The sequence below is a fragment of the Psychrobacter communis genome (genome assembly GCF_014836505.1).
In the GTDB taxonomy this organism is placed as follows: domain Bacteria; phylum Pseudomonadota; class Gammaproteobacteria; order Pseudomonadales; family Moraxellaceae; genus Psychrobacter; species Psychrobacter faecalis.
In genome coordinates this window covers 22,810-37,579 of sequence record NZ_JACSQR010000003.1, presented here as the reverse complement: position 1 = coordinate 37,579, position 14,770 = coordinate 22,810, and the positions used below count along the sequence as shown (strand labels likewise).

Annotated in this window: 15 protein-coding genes; 7 read left to right on the top strand and 8 right to left on the bottom strand. The window is 44.9% G+C overall.

What is annotated here, in order from left to right:
• Positions 1-45: 45 nt before the first annotated feature.
• Positions 46-261 carry a 30S ribosomal protein S21 gene (gene rpsU, locus H9653_RS02140; RefSeq protein WP_010195908.1) on the bottom strand — a complete coding sequence of 72 codons (216 nt, stop codon included), beginning with the start codon at positions 259-261 and terminating at the stop codon, positions 46-48.
• Positions 262-761: 500 nt separating this feature from the next.
• Between rpsU and H9653_RS02135 the strand changes: the two genes are divergently transcribed.
• The 4 genes from H9653_RS02135 (at position 762) to crcB (ending at position 3,429) form a co-directional block, all read left to right on the top strand.
• Positions 762-1,190 (top strand): hypothetical protein, encoded by a 429-nt coding sequence (locus H9653_RS02135; protein ID WP_225211566.1) that lies wholly within the window; start codon positions 762-764, stop codon positions 1,188-1,190.
• A gap of 144 nt (positions 1,191-1,334) precedes the next feature.
• Positions 1,335-1,862: a c-type cytochrome gene (locus H9653_RS02130; RefSeq protein WP_191690106.1), complete on the top strand. Its 528-nt coding sequence runs from the start codon at positions 1,335-1,337 to the stop codon at positions 1,860-1,862.
• A gap of 94 nt (positions 1,863-1,956) precedes the next feature.
• Positions 1,957-2,994: a tRNA (adenosine(37)-N6)-threonylcarbamoyltransferase complex transferase subunit TsaD gene (gene tsaD, locus H9653_RS02125; protein ID WP_191690104.1), complete on the top strand. Its 1,038-nt coding sequence runs from the start codon at positions 1,957-1,959 to the stop codon at positions 2,992-2,994.
• Between the two features lie 63 nt (positions 2,995-3,057).
• Complete coding sequence (gene crcB / locus H9653_RS02120) at positions 3,058-3,429, top strand: fluoride efflux transporter CrcB (protein ID WP_191690102.1); 372 nt, start codon at positions 3,058-3,060, stop codon at positions 3,427-3,429.
• Positions 3,430-3,512: 83 nt separating this feature from the next.
• On the opposite strand, the gene H9653_RS02115 is transcribed toward crcB, so the two are convergent.
• The 4 genes from H9653_RS02115 to potA form a co-directional block, all read right to left on the bottom strand.
• Complete coding sequence (locus tag H9653_RS02115; RefSeq protein WP_191690100.1) at positions 3,513-4,403, bottom strand: LysR family transcriptional regulator; 891 nt, start codon at positions 4,401-4,403, stop codon at positions 3,513-3,515.
• Between the two features lie 118 nt (positions 4,404-4,521).
• Entirely contained in the window at positions 4,522-5,340 is an 819-nt protein-coding gene (potC, locus tag H9653_RS02110; protein WP_225211565.1) for a spermidine/putrescine ABC transporter permease PotC, read from the bottom strand.
• The gene (potB, locus tag H9653_RS02105; RefSeq protein WP_191690098.1) at positions 5,340-6,248 is read right to left on the bottom strand and encodes a spermidine/putrescine ABC transporter permease PotB; all 909 of its coding nucleotides are present in this window, start codon (positions 6,246-6,248) and stop codon (positions 5,340-5,342) included. The genes potC and potB overlap by 1 nt, the downstream gene beginning before the upstream one ends.
• The gene (gene potA / locus H9653_RS02100) at positions 6,248-7,522 is read right to left on the bottom strand and encodes a spermidine/putrescine ABC transporter ATP-binding protein PotA (protein WP_191690097.1); all 1,275 of its coding nucleotides are present in this window, start codon (positions 7,520-7,522) and stop codon (positions 6,248-6,250) included. The genes potB and potA overlap by 1 nt, the downstream gene beginning before the upstream one ends.
• 464 nt (positions 7,523-7,986) lie before the next feature.
• Here potA and H9653_RS02095 point away from each other — a divergent pair, with 464 nt between their 5' ends.
• Positions 7,987-8,625 (top strand): carbonic anhydrase, encoded by a 639-nt coding sequence (locus H9653_RS02095; protein WP_068406318.1) that lies wholly within the window; start codon positions 7,987-7,989, stop codon positions 8,623-8,625.
• Between the two features lie 116 nt (positions 8,626-8,741).
• On the top strand, positions 8,742-9,308 hold the full coding sequence (gene gloA / locus H9653_RS02090; protein WP_191690222.1) for a lactoylglutathione lyase: 567 nt from the start codon (positions 8,742-8,744) through the stop codon (positions 9,306-9,308).
• Positions 9,309-9,385: 77 nt separating this feature from the next.
• Here gloA and H9653_RS02085 read toward each other — a convergent pair whose 3' ends face one another.
• The 3 genes from H9653_RS02085 to ribA all read right to left on the bottom strand — a co-directional run bounded on the left by H9653_RS02085 (position 9,386) and on the right by ribA (position 12,056).
• Complete coding sequence (locus H9653_RS02085) at positions 9,386-9,856, bottom strand: c-type cytochrome (protein WP_191690095.1); 471 nt, start codon at positions 9,854-9,856, stop codon at positions 9,386-9,388.
• A gap of 490 nt (positions 9,857-10,346) precedes the next feature.
• Positions 10,347-11,354, bottom strand: coding sequence for an oxygen-dependent coproporphyrinogen oxidase (gene hemF / locus H9653_RS02080; RefSeq protein WP_191690093.1), 1,008 nt, complete (start codon positions 11,352-11,354; stop codon positions 10,347-10,349).
• An 18-nt stretch (positions 11,355-11,372) separates the two neighbouring features.
• On the bottom strand, positions 11,373-12,056 hold the full coding sequence (gene ribA, locus H9653_RS02075) for a GTP cyclohydrolase II (protein WP_191690091.1): 684 nt from the start codon (positions 12,054-12,056) through the stop codon (positions 11,373-11,375).
• A 541-nt stretch (positions 12,057-12,597) separates the two neighbouring features.
• Between ribA and dxs the strand changes: the two genes are divergently transcribed.
• Complete coding sequence (dxs, locus tag H9653_RS02070; RefSeq protein WP_191690089.1) at positions 12,598-14,646, top strand: 1-deoxy-D-xylulose-5-phosphate synthase; 2,049 nt, start codon at positions 12,598-12,600, stop codon at positions 14,644-14,646.
• Positions 14,647-14,770: the final 124 nt, after the last annotated feature.

Below are 14,770 nucleotides of genomic sequence, written 5' to 3'. Positions count from 1 at the left end.
AGTGGCGTTAGTGTAGCGCTGGTAGGTAGCTAATCGTATTAGTGATTAGTACATACGAGTGGTACGAATAGTTTCGCGTTGTAATTTTTTCTTATAACGCTTTACAGCAGCGGCTTTTTTGCGCTTGCGTACTTGCGTTGGTTTTTCATAAAATTCACGCTTACGTACGTCTGATAGAACGCCGGCTTTTTCACAAGCACGTTTGAAACGACGGATAGCGATGTCAACTGGTTCGTTTTCTTTAACCTTAACTGCAGGCATGAAATCTCCTTGATTAGGATGAGATATAAGGGCATTAGTTTGGCTGTGTATTAGTATTTAGCCGTAATATCTCAAGATTATCGGCATCAGCTCAAACTAGGATAGTCTTGCGCACTAGCACAAGGGCGCTTATTTTAATCAAAAACTGCAGTAAAGTCAAAGGCTTTAGCGTATTTATGTAAGATAAGGGCTTAAATAGAGGTCAAATAATAGACAATAAAATTTAATTACACCGTACAAATATAATAAGATTTAACCGAAGGCGTGAGTGTTAATATTTTTAATAATCTTTTAACAAATAATCAATAAATTGTGGACAAAACAGCTGTTTAGCAATAACGGCTTATATGGAGTCTATGGTATCCTATCCTATACTCAGTCTGTCGCTCATATTTAAGCTGCTTTAAATTTCAAGATTTAGCTATTGAAACTAGACGCTTAAAAATATGCCTAGATAGACGTTACAAGGCTTTTATAGCTATTATTTTGAGGATCTTTGAATGAAAAATGGCATGAAGAAAACAACGATTGGTACTGCATTGTGGGCGACATTGTTTCTGACGATGGGCGTCAGTCTAAGTGCTTGTAGCAGTGACAAGGAAGAAGCGGGCACTGAATCAGGTGAAGTCTTAGCAAAAGATAAAGTCGATGAAGCTTCAGAACTTGCACGTGCAAACGCACCTGAAGCAGAAGATATGGACTTCCCAGAAACAGCGCCGATGCCTGCTGCTGACACGGCAGAAGGGACAGAAGAGGGTGCTACGGGTACTGACACTGCAGTAGCAGAAGATGGCGCAGCGACAGATGCGGCAGGAGATATGGCTACTACAAGTACTGATACAGAAGCGGCTACTACTGATAGTGCCACGACGACAAATACCGATGCAGCCGCTACGACTACTGATACGACTGAGCCTGCAACGAACTAATAGTATTTAGTAGCTATGAGTAATTAAGTAAGTAAGCCGCATGCTCATTTCATAATAGCGATTCATCATTGCCAGCGATGACTATTAATATGCCAGCTACGATATTTAAGTTTATATTAACAAACTATAGATGAAGGATTAACTATGACTATGCAGCAAAATACAATGAAGAAAAAATCCGTTGCTAAATTGGCGCTCACAAGCCTAAGCTTGAGTGCACTTTTGGCATTGAGTGCTTGTAGTGGCGGCGACAATACAGCGGCTGAAGAGCCAGCTACTACCAATGAAACTGAAACGGTGGCTATAGAACCTGAAGCGCCTGTAACAGAAACCGAAGTGGTCACCCCTGAGCCTGCGGTTGAAGCAGAGCCTACGGAAGTACCTGTCGTAGAGGCTGAACCTGAAGCTGCTGCTGAACCAGAAGTGTTGGCGGCCGATGCTGGTGCTCAGCTGTACGAAAAGCAGTGTAAAGTTTGCCATGAGAATGGTTTGCTTGACGCACCGAAATTTGGTGATAAAGAAGCTTGGGCACCGCACCTTGCCAAAGACATAGAAACGTTACACATGCATTCTGCTAAAGGCTTTAATAAAATGCCTGCGCAAGCGGTTGGAGACGTCACTGAAGCACAAGTTTATGCCGCAGTTGATTATATGGTTGCTGCCGCTCGCTAATATTACGTATTGAAATTTGCTAGAATGACCGCCATTGTAAGCTAACAGTGGCGGTTTTTTATTAATGCTACAAAGCAAATATAAAGGCACATAGATGAAAGTATTGGGTTTAGAGACCTCCTGTGATGAAACAGGTCTGGCGATTTTTGATAGCGAGCAGATAGATAGCAATAATAAAGGCTTGCTTGGGCAAGTGCTGTATTCACAGATAGAGCTGCACGCACTTTATGGCGGAGTAGTGCCTGAGCTTGCCAGCCGCGACCATATTCGTAAGCTAGTGCCTTTATTTAACGAATTGCTAGAGCAGTGCGATATCACTAAAAATGAGATTGATGCGATTGCTTATACCAAAGGGCCGGGACTTATAGGGGCGCTGATGACGGGCGCATTATTTGGACGTAGCTTGGCTTATGGCTTGGATGTGCCAGCGATTGGCGTTCACCATATGGAAGGACACCTGTTAGCGCCTTTGATGGGAGCGAATCCGCCAGCGTTTCCATTTGTCTCCTTACTGGTTTCTGGTGGTCATACTTTGCTGATTGCCGCATATGGTATCGGGCAATATGAAATCCTTGGTGAGTCTATCGATGACGCGGCGGGTGAATGTTTTGATAAAGCGGCTAAAATGCTTGGTCTGCCATACCCTGGTGGACCAAATATTGCCAAATTGGCAGAAAATGGCAATCAAAATGCCTATGACTTACCGCGCCCGATGCTACATCGCGGTTTAGATTTTTCCTTCAGCGGTATGAAAACGGCGGTGCATAATCTTATCAAGGACACTGATGGCTCCGACAGCGATCCAAAAGTGCGCGCCGATATTGCGGCAAGCTTTCAACATGCAGTAGTTGATACGCTAGTGAAAAAATGCGTCAAGGCACTGAAACAAGTCGAGATGAGTCGCTTGGTGATAGCTGGCGGCGTCAGTGCCAATAGCCATTTGCGTGAGACGTTAGAGCGTGAGCTTGCTAAAATCAATGCGACCGTCCATTACGCACCGCCAGCGTTATGTACCGATAATGGAGCAATGATTGCTTATGCGGGTTACGAGCGTTTGCAAGCCGGTCAAGCAGATGATTTGGCTGTTAGCTGTGTCCCACGTTGGCCGATGACCGAGCTGCCTGCGCTATAAATGCTATAAGCTATGAACTATCTTATACTTAACCTATTAAACTTTATCTTACAAGGATAGCTTATGCAGTGGCTTGCAATTGGACTAGGTGCTGCCATTGGTGCTTGCCTGCGTGGCTGGTTGGCGCGTTTTAATCCGCTGCATAGCTGGATACCGCTCGGTACGCTTGGCGCCAATGTCTTAGGTGGACTTTTAATAGGATTAGCATTAGTTTGGTTTGAGCGTATGGGTAGCGACTTATCTCCTAATGTCAGGTTGTTTGTCATAACTGGTTTTTTGGGCGGACTGACGACTTTTAGTACCTTTAGTGCTGAAGTATTTACCTTTATCCATAACGGCAAACTGCTTGCGGGTTTAGGACTGATTGGGTTACATGTGGGGCTGACGTTATTAGCAACGGCAATTGGCTTTTATTTGTTTAAATTGATTTTATAATAATAAAAACTCAACAATAAAAAAGAGCCATATTAATGTTTAATACGGCTCTTTTTTAAACAACTTTTTAAAAAAAGCACTAGCTATACCGGCTTCACAATCCCTTCTAATAGACTCGCAAACCCTTGCATATACGCCGTATCTTGGCTTGCGGTGCGCGTCGCCGCATAAAGTTGGCAGTAAACGCCTTTACCGAGCGGCCGCGAAACCACCCAGCCTTTTTTTTCATACTCGCTTACCACCCAATCAGGCAGTGCCGCCACCCCGCGTTCACTTGCCACCAATTGAATTAGCATCGCCGTGAGCTCGGTGGTACGAATCGCTTTAAAACTGACCGCTTCTGGCGTCATAAAATTGGCAATGATATCGAGGCGCTTAGCTTCCACTGGATAAGCAATCAAGGTCTGATCAACCAAGTCTTGAGCATGAATAAATGGTTGCTCAGCCAAGTCGTGAGTCGGCGACAGCACCAAACGGCTCTCGTACTCAAACAATGGCTGATAACTGATACCTTCTATCGGTAAATTACTGGTGGTAATCAATAAATCGATATCACCTTCTTGCAGTAAATGATGCGGCTCAGGCTCAAAACCGGTGGCAAAATCCAGCTCAACATCTGACCATTCGCGGCGATAATGATTGAGAATGGGCATCAGCCAATCGAAGCAGCTATGACATTCAGAAGCCAAGCGCAATCTACCCGCTTGACCATGAGCTAAGCGTTTTAAATTGGCTTTGGTGCGTGTGACCTGCGGCATGATACTGTCTGCCAGCGCCAGTACCGTTTTGCCCGCTGGCGTAAAGGTCAGCGGACGCGTGCGCCGATTGACCAAGCTAATATCGTAGTAATTCTCTAACTCTTTTAACTGATGCGAGACCGCAGAGGCGGTGACATGCAGCTCATCGGCAGCAGCGGCCAATGATCCATGGGCTCGCAGCGCAGTTAGCGTATTAAGATGACGAAGCTCTAGCATAAAATAACCTAACCACTGACGTTAAAGAAATAGGAAAATAGGTGTTTATAATCTTGGAAAATCATAGGCGCTTTTTGCCTAAAATTACATTGCCATTATTTTACCGTAAAAATTAAAACTAGCGCCGACGCAGCAGTAATTGCGAGATAACCACTAAAACTAAGGAAGCGACGAGTAAAATTGTCCCAATCGCGTTGACCTCAGGTTTAAGTCCCACGCGCACCATAGAATAAATACGGAGCGGTAAAATCTCATAGCTAGGGCCGGTCACAAAGGTCGATACCACCACATCATCAAGCGATAAGGTAAAGGCAAGTAGCCAACCAGCCATCACCGCAGGGAAAATTACTGGAATCAACACCGTACGAACCATCGTTGATTCGCTAGCACCTAAATCTCGCGCCGCTTCCATCAAACGCTCGTCTAAACTGCTTAAACGCGCAAAGACAGTGATAACGACAAACGGCAAGCAAAAGGTAATGTGCGCTAGTAATAGCGAGACAAAGCCAAGCTGCAATCCGATTAATAAAAACAGCGCCAATAGCGATATCGCTAGGACAATTTCAGGTGACATCATCAGCACAAATAACAGGCCATTGAGCAGCCCTTTACCGCGAAAGTCATAACGATGTAGCGCAAGCGCCGTTAATGTACCGATAACGGTCGAAACCGTAGCCGCAACCAAGCCTAAAACAATAGAGTGCCAAAAGGCATCAAGCATCGCCTGATTATTCAGTAGCGACTCGTACCACTTTAAACTAAAGCCGCTCCAGTTATAACCAATTTTTGATTTATTAAATGACATTACCACCAAAACGATGATAGGCAGATATAATAAAATATAAATCAGACCAAGATAGCCTTTGGCGGCAATATTACCTAATTTGATAGAGCGTTTATTTTTAATTGGAGTACTATTCAGTGAACTATCAGACATTAGGCCACCTCGTTAAAATCAGTCTTGCCAATACGGCGGCTACTGGCACGATAAGCGAGTAATAATACCGCCATCGCCAGCGTTAATAGCACACTGGCGGCGGCACCAAATGGCCAATCACGCGCATCCAAAAACTGGTTTTTGATAATATTACCAACGAGTAAGTTACGTGAGCCGCCCAAGATATCGGCGACATAAAACATCCCCATCGCTGGTAGTAGTACCAACAGCACCCCTGAGATAATCCCCGGCGTCGTTAAAGGGAGTACTACGTGCCAAAAGGTTTGGCGCTTTGAAGCACCCAAATCTTGCGAGGCAAGCAGCATATCATTACGCAAATCACTGAATACCGCATACAGTGGCAGCACCATAAAGGGAAATAACAAATAGGTTAAACCGGCAATAACCGCGCCTTGGGTATATAGAATATCAATGGGCGCATCGGTAATACCAAGTGTTAATAAGGATTTATTAATCAAACCATTGCTGGCAAATAATAGTTTTAGCGCATAAGTCCGCACCAAAGAGTTGGTCCAAAATGGCAATATCAGCATAAGCATCAATAGTGGCTGCCAGCGTTTATCCACTCGAGAAACAAACCAAGCAAAGGGATAGCCAAGTAATAAGCAAATGACTGTGGTAATGCCCGCCATCCATAATGAATGCACAAAGACGTCAAAATAAAGCGGGTCAATCATGCGCACGTAACTGTCGAGAGTGACCGGTAAACTAATAAAAGCGGTGCTATCACGGGTCAAAAAGCTGACGGCAATCACCAGTATATTTGGCAATAGCGCAAAGATGAGCAGCCAACCCCAAATTAGCCATAGCGTTGCGGTACGAAAAGGGCTTTTATTGCTCAAGTTTTTATGACTTGATTTTTTATTACCTACGTTAGGACGCGCCATTAGCTGATATCCTTTTGGGCAGCTAATTTACTAGGGCTATTGTTTATCCCGTTATCAATGCCGCTAGCAAGCGTATCTTCTTCTGGCAACACCCATTCCCAGCCATCGACCCACGATACTTTAACGCCTTCGTTAAGCTTATAATCAAAACTTGGGTCGTCTTCATCAAAGAACTCCGAGGCTTTAATAATATGGCCGTTGGTTAGCTCAATAATCGAGTCTAAGGTACTGCCTTTATAATTACTTTCAATCACCCGCCCCAGTAAGCCGCCATGTTCTTTATCATTGGGGTCATAAATGCGTAAATCTTCAGGGCGCAATAGTAAGTTAACGATATCACCAACTTGCACGTCATTGGCAAAGTCAGGGCGGCGCAGATTGCGTAAGGTCGTCGGCCCCTCTTGCGCTTGTGCTTCGCAGACCTCGACCTCAATACGGCCATTGGTCACGCGCCCATCACGATCGGGCTGCTCAGGGTAAACGCCTTTGACTTCCGCTTTAAACAAGTTGGTTTCACCGATAAATTTGGCGGTAAAGAGATTGGCAGGGGTTTCATAAATCTCGATGGGCGTACCAATTTGCTGAAATCTGCCGTCTTTCATTACCGCAATGCGATCCGACATCGACAGCGCTTCTTCTTGATCGTGGGTGACAAAGACAAAGGTAATGCCAAGCTCACGTTGCAGACGTTTAAGCTCAGATTGCATTTGCAAACGCAGCTTATGGTCGAGCGCCGATAAAGGCTCATCGAGCAATAATAGCTTAGGACGATTAATCACCGCGCGCGCAATCGCCACACGCTGCTGCTGACCTCCGGATAAATCTTGCGGTCGACGATTGGCCAAATGCTCAAGCTGCACCATCGCCAGCATCTCACGTACCCGCGTTTGAATCTCATCTTTTGGCACTTTTTTTAATTTAAGCCCATAAGCGACGTTTTGCGCCACCGTCATATGCGGAAATAACGCATATTGCTGAAACACGGTATTGACCGGACGCTTATCCGCTGGCAAGCCTGCCATTTGCATGCCATCAAGATAAATCGCCCCTGCATTTGGCTGCTCAAAACCCGCAATTAATCGTAGCAAGGTCGTCTTACCGCAGCCTGATGGACCAAGCAAGGTTATAAATTCGCCATGCTGAATATCAAGGTTGATATCCTTTAAGACTTCGGTTTGATCATAAATTTTTTGGAGACCAGTCAGCTGCAGCAGCGCCTTGTCAGTAGTGGGCGACACCGGTGCGGTTTGCAGGTTTACATTTGATTCGGTCATAAGGTTGATTCCTAAAACACCAAATGCGCAGCAGCGCTAAAATACTAGTGACTGGCAGCAATTTGCATGTTGTTAAGTCTGGCGATAAGCGTTGGCTATATATACAATCTGGTTGCTGAGTATTATAACAAACCCTTGTTATAAGTCAGTGCAAGTTCGTTATTGGTTGGTTTAGGTTGTTAAAAAAATAATGAGCTAAATGCTTGGCTGCAAATTTCTTGTCTTGAAATGCTTTGGCTTGCAATGCTGCCATCTTACAATAAAGAATTTTTACCATTTTTTTGCCTTGCTTGCGCTACAATAATTTTATGTATGCCACATACAAGGATATTTGCAATAGCAAACGGCTAAGTTTAAGAGATAAGCTTAAAAGATAAGCATAGCTGAAAGCTGTATCTTAAAGTAGAAAACAGAATGCTAGCGCAATTTATAATTTAAACCATTTTGATAAACAAGGACCCCTTATGCCTAACAGTAACCGCCCAAAAACTGGACAAGAAGCACTGGCACTACTCAAAGAAGGAAATGTACGCTACGTAGAAAGTCTGACCAGCACTGACCCTTGCATGCAAAAACGTCCTGAGCTGATCAGTGACCAAGATCCATTAGCGATTATTTTGGGTTGCTCGGACGCCCGTGTCCCAGTTGAGATTGTGTTTGACCAAGGTTTGGGCGATTTGTTTGTCATACGCGTGGCGGGTAATGTGGTTGCTCCATCTCAAATCGGTTCGATTGAATTTGCGGCAGAAAAATTTGGCACCAAACTGGTGGTAGTGCTTGGGCATTCGCATTGCGGAGCGGTGACCGCTTGCGTCGATGCGCTGATCAATCCTGAGCAAAACTATTCGCCAAATTTACAATCAATCGTCGATCGTATTCGCCCAAGTGTCTATAACTTACATGAGCTGGCAACGGCCAACGGACAAGATGTCGATGCGGATGAATTGGTCGATCGTTCTATTCGTGCCAATGTACGCATGTCGGTTAGCCAATTAAAGCACGGTTCGCGCGCGCTAGAAGACTTAACCAGTAGCGGCCAGCTACTCGTCGTTGGCGCTGAGTATAATTTAGAGACTGGAAAAGTACGCTTTTTAGATACTTAATAGCTATTTATCATTAAACGCTCGGAATAGTGACTACAAGTGAATTGTGAAGGTACCCACTATTAACGCGATTGCTAGCTGAAGATTAAAAACACTTATATATGGGAAAAATTATGATGGATTCAACAGATTTAGAGGCTAATAAAGACAGTATCGCTCAGCCTGAGAGCAGCGTAAAAGCAGAAGGTGTGCAGCCGATTTCAGCACAGACAGCAGGTTATACTTTTAACCACACCATGCTACGCGTCAAAGACCCTGCCAAATCGTTGGCCTTTTATACGGGGATTTTAGGCATGACGTTACTGGCGGTAAAAAAATTCCCTGCGATGGGTTTTGATTTATATTTTTTAGCCAAGTTGACTGACAGCGAGCGGGAAAATCTGCCAGCGGGTGACGATTTAGAAATTTTCGCCTTCCGTCAGCGCGGTATTTTAGAGCTGACTCATAACTACGGTACCGAAACCCAAGCGAACTTTAGTTATCATGATGGTAATGGTGAACCACAAGGCTTTGGTCATATCTGCTTTAGTGTGCCAAGTCTTGACGAAGCGGTTGCTTGGTTTGATCAAAACAACGTCGAGTTCAAAAAACGTCCAGAAGACGGCAGCATGAAAAATATTGCCTTTATCAAAGACGTTGATGGTTACTGGATTGAAATCGTCCAAGCGGACTTAATGGGTTAAATAAGTTACTCTTTAACCAATAAAAAAGCCGCTATATTAACAGTAGCGGCTTTTTTGTATCTGAAAGCGAATACTCATTAGTCTTTTTTCACTTTAAAATCGGTATGGCATGATTTACAGCTGTCACCGACTTGTCCAAGCGTAGGTAAGACTTGATCGACACTGGTTGCATTTTGTGCCGCTGCATTCAAGTTAGCAGTGGCTTTTTGGAAGTCATCAGCTTCAGCGCGAAAATCGTCAACATTGCTCCAAACCGCTTCAGTAGCATTACCTGTGGCTTCTTGGTTTTCAAAGTGGCTCCAAGGATTGGCAGAGTCTTTTGCTAAAAATGCCGCTTGTTCTTTAAAGACTTCGGCATCAAACGTATCTGGCGCTTCAGCCATGTCGCCCATGATGCCCATCGCATCGCCCCAGCTTTTCATGGTGTCTTGACGCGCTTTGACGTCAGGGTCAACTGGCGTACTACAAGCTGTTAGACCTAAGGCGGCTGCTATCAACGTTACGCCGACGATAGACTTGAATGATTTATTATTAGAAAGCTGTGCCATCTGTATTGCTCCTTTATACGTGGCTAATAAAAAGGTGCCGAAGCACTTGCATGCTCGCCACCTGTTATATTGCTACTATGAATTAAATATTATGTGGTTGTTCTAAATGTTAAAGACAGCTACGTTCTGGTCTTTTACCATATAGCCTGTTAAAACAACATGGCTTTAAATCTATACTACTTTAAACCCATACTGCTGTTAATTAAACCTCAACAAGCTAAAATAAAGTAGGATAATAAAGTACCTTTTTGTAATGGCATCTTAATCAGCTATGAACGTTCGCCAAAGCGCGTTTTATAAGCTAAAAGTCAAAATGCCCCGTTTAACAGTTTAGCTGCTCTTAGGCTGCTCTCAAATAAAAAATAGTAAATAATAAAGGTCAGCAGTAACGCTGACCTTGATAGTGTTTTTCTGAAATTTTAAGGAGAGCAAATAGGGCTGTTTATCCAAGAACCAAAACGCTGTCTGCGGCTTATTATGCCAATGACGACTATAAAGTCAACCAATCACGCGGTTTTAGATAAAAATTGGTCAATTCAAACTCAGGCGTCCCGGGGGCAGGTTCAAAGCGATAATGCCAACTGGCAAGCGGCGGCATACTGACTAAGATGGACTCAATGCGTCCATTACTTTGTAGCCCAAATAGGGTGCCACGGTCATAAACAAGGTTATATTCGACGTAGCGTCCGCGGCGATAAAGCTGAAATTTACGTTGTGCTTCGGTATAAGGGGTGTTTTTACGCTGCTCAAAAATTGGCAATATACCTTCAAGATAACCATTACCGACCGCTTGCATAAATTTAAAGCAGGTATCAAAATCCCAACCGCGGCTCTCAGTATTGACGTCATCATAAAACAGGCCGCCGATACCGCGCTGCTCATCGCGATGGCGCAGATGGAAGTATTCGTCACACCACTGCTTAAAGTCAGGATAGACGCTGTCGCCAAACGGCGCGCACAGGTCGTGACAAACCTGATGCCAATGTACGCAGTCGGCAAGCACCGGATAAAACGGCGTCAAATCAAAACCGCCACCAAACCACCAAATAGGCTCTTCGCCCTCGGCTTCAGCAACGAATAAACGCACGTTGGCATGGCTGGTCGGTACATTGGGGTTTTTAGGATGCACGACCAATGAAACGCCCATCGCCTGCGCTTTACGGCCAGCGATATCAGGATGGCGCGCAGTTGCAGAAGCGGGTAGGTTATGCACATGAATATGGCTAAACATCACGCCCGCTTTTTCAATCACTTCGCCACCTGCGAGCACGCAAGAACGGCCGCCGCCGCCCTCAGGACGTTCCCAATCGTCAGGCACAAAGGTTGCCGGCTGATCATTGCTGCTGCCGTCGCGCTCTTGCGCTTCTAAGGCTTGACAGATACGCGCTTGCAGATCCACCAAAAACTCACGCACGCGCGTGATGTCATTGTGGGTTGGCGTCACGGCAGAATTCGTCTCTGGAAAATTGTCATGATTATCTATATTTGGTATGGTCATAAAATATCTAATTATTTACTATTTATTAAGGTGTAAGGCGGTATTGAAATCTTTATCGAGTAGATGCCCCATGCGGTCGCGTTTGGTCGCGAGATACTCAGCATTCATATCGTTCACCCCAACCAATAACGGCACGCGCTCGACGACATTAATACCATGCTCGGTTAAGTAAGCCACTTTATCGGGATTATTGGTAATCAGGCGCACGCTATCGACGCCGACATGAGCAAGCATCGGCCCGCACATATCATAAACGCGCGCATCAGCCGGTAAACCCAACATAAGATTGGCATCTAACGTATCATGCCCTTGATCTTGCAAGGCATAAGCACGGATTTTATTGGTCAAGCCAATGCCGCGTCCTTCTTGACGCAAGTATAATATCGCCCCGCAGCCGGTTTCTTGTATCGCCTGCATCGCGGTATTAAGCTGGGGACCGCAATCGCATTTTAATGAGCTAAAAGCATCACCCGTCAAGCATTCCGAATGAATGCGAATGAGCGGAATGAGCGCTTCTTTTGACGTTTGACTGTCTTCGATTGATGCCGTGTCCTGCTGATTTAAAACCTCAGTTTGCTTGGCCACAGGTAAACCGACAGTAAGCATCACATGCTCTTGACCGTCTGCATTTTCAAAGATATGAATATCAAACTCGCCGTGACGAGTCGGTAGTTTGGCATTGGTGATAAATTGATATGACATTAATGTCCTGCATAAGCCGATCATCGTGACGCTAGCGGTCGGTTAAAGTTTTATAATAATAAAGGTGTGACATAAGCGCTGCTAACTAAAATAGCATACGAAAGCTGTTTGGTGGAAATACACACAAAGTTCACAGACGGCGCACGATGATTAAAGCGACAATTAAAAATAAATGCTATTATGCCATACTATTTTGACGGATACAGTGACAAGTCTTAGCCCTTGCATTACTATGTCGTCACTGTCGCCCGATATGCGCTCAATATGAAAGCAAAATTAGCAGGCGCTATAATATTTTATATGAGGACATAGTCTCATTTTAAAATGTCTATAAAATTGAAAGTTCTAAATTTTGAAAGTTTGTTTTATTTTGAATCGTTATTCACAGCTATTTTAAGCGCTGTATTAATAAACTTATAGTCGATGACATTTGTTGATTTATAATGTCCGCACTATTATTAACGCCACCTAGATGCTAGCTAGTGATAGCCCGTATCTAAGGTAGCATCTTGTTAGCAGATTGGTAGGTATCGTACGTTTTATGCAGCAGTCACCTCATTCCCCACAGTCTAAGTCATCATCTGCGTCAGCCATTGATTCTGCTGCATCGCTATCGCACCTGCAAAAAACTTATGCAGTCATTCCACGTGAGCGTCCGCATACGCCGCTACTTGATACGGTAGACGCCCCGATTGATTTAAAAGCGTTTAGCGAAAGTCAGCTCATTACCTTGGCGGATGAGCTACGGCTTTTTCTGCTTTATTCAGCTGGTCAAAGTGGCGGTCATTTCGGGGCCAATTTAGGCGTCATTGAGTTGACCATTGCCCTGCATTATCTGTTAGATGCGCCCCAAGATCAGATTGTTTGGGACGTCGGTCATCAGGCCTATGCCCATAAAGTGTTGACGGGTCGCCGTGAAAAGCTTGGTACTATTCGCGCAAAAGATGGTTTGACCGCTTTTCCAGAACGCGCCGAGTCGGTTTATGACACTTTTGGCGTTGGGCATTCATCGACGTCTATTTCGGCGGGTCTTGGCATGAGCCTGGCGCTACGCTATCAAGGCCGCGCGCAAACGGTTGCATGTATTATAGGTGATGGCGCAATGACCGGCGGCATGGCGTTTGAAGCGATGAATGACGCCGTCCAACAAGATGCGGATTTGCTGGTCATTTTAAACGACAACGACATGTCGATATCTTGCTCGATTGGTGGTTTTTCACGGCATTTAGCGACATTGTGGGAGTCAGGCTATCAGGTTGATATCTCTGATGCTGGCGAGCCAATATTATGCCAGCGTCCTGACATGCAAGCCTACGACCGCCGTAAACGTCATAACGAGCTGCGCGATGTGCCGCAATTAGAAGACAATCTATTTAAAGCCATTGGTTTTACTTATTTCGGTCCGTTTGATGGCCACAATATCCCTGAGCTACTGCGCGTACTATCGCTTGCCAAGCAATTAAAAGGCCCAGTGTTGGTGCATATCTATACCACCAAAGGTAAAGGGTTTGCGCCTGCTGAATTAGATCCAGTTGGCTATCATGCTATCAGTAGATTGCCTGCTGAAGATAGCGAGAAGAAAGCGCTAACCGCTAACTTAGCACCGAGTACACCGCTATTAAAATACTCGCAAGTCTTTGGTCAGTTCTTATGTGATAAAGCTGCTACTGACGAGAAATTGCTTGCGATTACCCCAGCCATGGAAGAAGGCTCGGGCATGATTGAGTTTGCCCGTCAATTTCCTAAGCGCTTTTTTGATGTAGCGATTGCTGAGCAACACGCGGTAACGTTAGCAGGCGGCATGGCGACCCAAGGCGTCAAACCAATCGTCGCCATTTATTCAACCTTTTTGCAGCGCGGTTACGATCAGCTCATTCATGATGTGGCGCTACAAAATCTTGATGTGATGTTTGCTATTGATCGCGCTGGTCTAGTTGGTGAAGATGGTGCTACCCATGCCGGTGTGTTTGATTTTGCCTTTTTACGCTGCGTACCGAATATGCTGATTGCCGCGCCAAAAGATGAAAACGAATGTTATCACTTGCTAAATACTTGCTATGAATATCAAGGCTGTACGGCTGTGCGCTATCCGCGCGGAGTTGGCGTTGGCGCGACGATTACCCAGCCAGCGCAAGTCTATCCTATTGGTAAAGCGGTGGTAGAGTCGGTTTTAGGTCAAGATAACGCACCTAATAAGTTGGCCTTATTAGCCTTTGGTACCATGGTGGCGACGGCTCAGCAAGCAGCAGAGAGCCTGATTAACGATAATACAGAAACAGACTGCCAAGTACATGTGGTGAATATGCGCTGGGTGAAACCATTAGATACGCACTTGCTTGAAAGCTTAATCGAGCAAGGCGTTACCCATATCGCTACTTTAGAAGAGCATACGATTATGGGCGGCGCGGGCAGTGCAATCAATGAATATTTACTTAACGAATCAATAGCCTTTAAAAATAGCCGCCCAGTAATCTGTAATATTGGTATACCTGATCGCTTTATCGCTCATGGTTCGCCAACAGAACAAATGGCTGATTGTGGTCTGGATGTTGCAGGGGTCGTAAGCCAGCTGCAGCAATTGCTAAAATAAAATCCTATCACTCAAAAAAAATTGCTAAAATAGCGGATTGAAAAATAAAGCATTTTTGTTTAAACCTCGCCTACTTGCCGTAGGTGTGAATTATTTGACAACTTGGGCGGCACTACTGCTGGCA

Bases quoted from the DNA above. Each gene is read 5' to 3' on its own strand.
- rpsU (WP_010195908.1), bottom strand. From the start codon at position 261: ATGCCTGCAGTTAAGGTTAAAGAAAACGAACCAGTTGACATCGCTATC.
- H9653_RS02135 (WP_225211566.1), top strand. From the start codon at position 762: ATGAAAAATGGCATGAAGAAAACAACGATTGGTACTGCATTGTGGGCG.
- H9653_RS02130 (WP_191690106.1), top strand. From the start codon at position 1,335: ATGACTATGCAGCAAAATACAATGAAGAAAAAATCCGTTGCTAAATTG.
- tsaD (WP_191690104.1), top strand. From the start codon at position 1,957: ATGAAAGTATTGGGTTTAGAGACCTCCTGTGATGAAACAGGTCTGGCG.
- crcB (WP_191690102.1), top strand. From the start codon at position 3,058: ATGCAGTGGCTTGCAATTGGACTAGGTGCTGCCATTGGTGCTTGCCTG.
- H9653_RS02115 (WP_191690100.1), bottom strand. From the start codon at position 4,403: ATGCTAGAGCTTCGTCATCTTAATACGCTAACTGCGCTGCGAGCCCAT.
- potC (WP_225211565.1), bottom strand. From the start codon at position 5,340: ATGTCTGATAGTTCACTGAATAGTACTCCAATTAAAAATAAACGCTCT.
- potB (WP_191690098.1), bottom strand. From the start codon at position 6,248: ATGGCGCGTCCTAACGTAGGTAATAAAAAATCAAGTCATAAAAACTTG.
- potA (WP_191690097.1), bottom strand. From the start codon at position 7,522: ATGACCGAATCAAATGTAAACCTGCAAACCGCACCGGTGTCGCCCACT.
- H9653_RS02095 (WP_068406318.1), top strand. From the start codon at position 7,987: ATGCCTAACAGTAACCGCCCAAAAACTGGACAAGAAGCACTGGCACTA.
- gloA (WP_191690222.1), top strand. From the start codon at position 8,742: ATGGATTCAACAGATTTAGAGGCTAATAAAGACAGTATCGCTCAGCCT.
- H9653_RS02085 (WP_191690095.1), bottom strand. From the start codon at position 9,856: ATGGCACAGCTTTCTAATAATAAATCATTCAAGTCTATCGTCGGCGTA.
- hemF (WP_191690093.1), bottom strand. From the start codon at position 11,354: ATGACCATACCAAATATAGATAATCATGACAATTTTCCAGAGACGAAT.
- ribA (WP_191690091.1), bottom strand. From the start codon at position 12,056: ATGTCATATCAATTTATCACCAATGCCAAACTACCGACTCGTCACGGC.
- dxs (WP_191690089.1), top strand. From the start codon at position 12,598: ATGCAGCAGTCACCTCATTCCCCACAGTCTAAGTCATCATCTGCGTCA.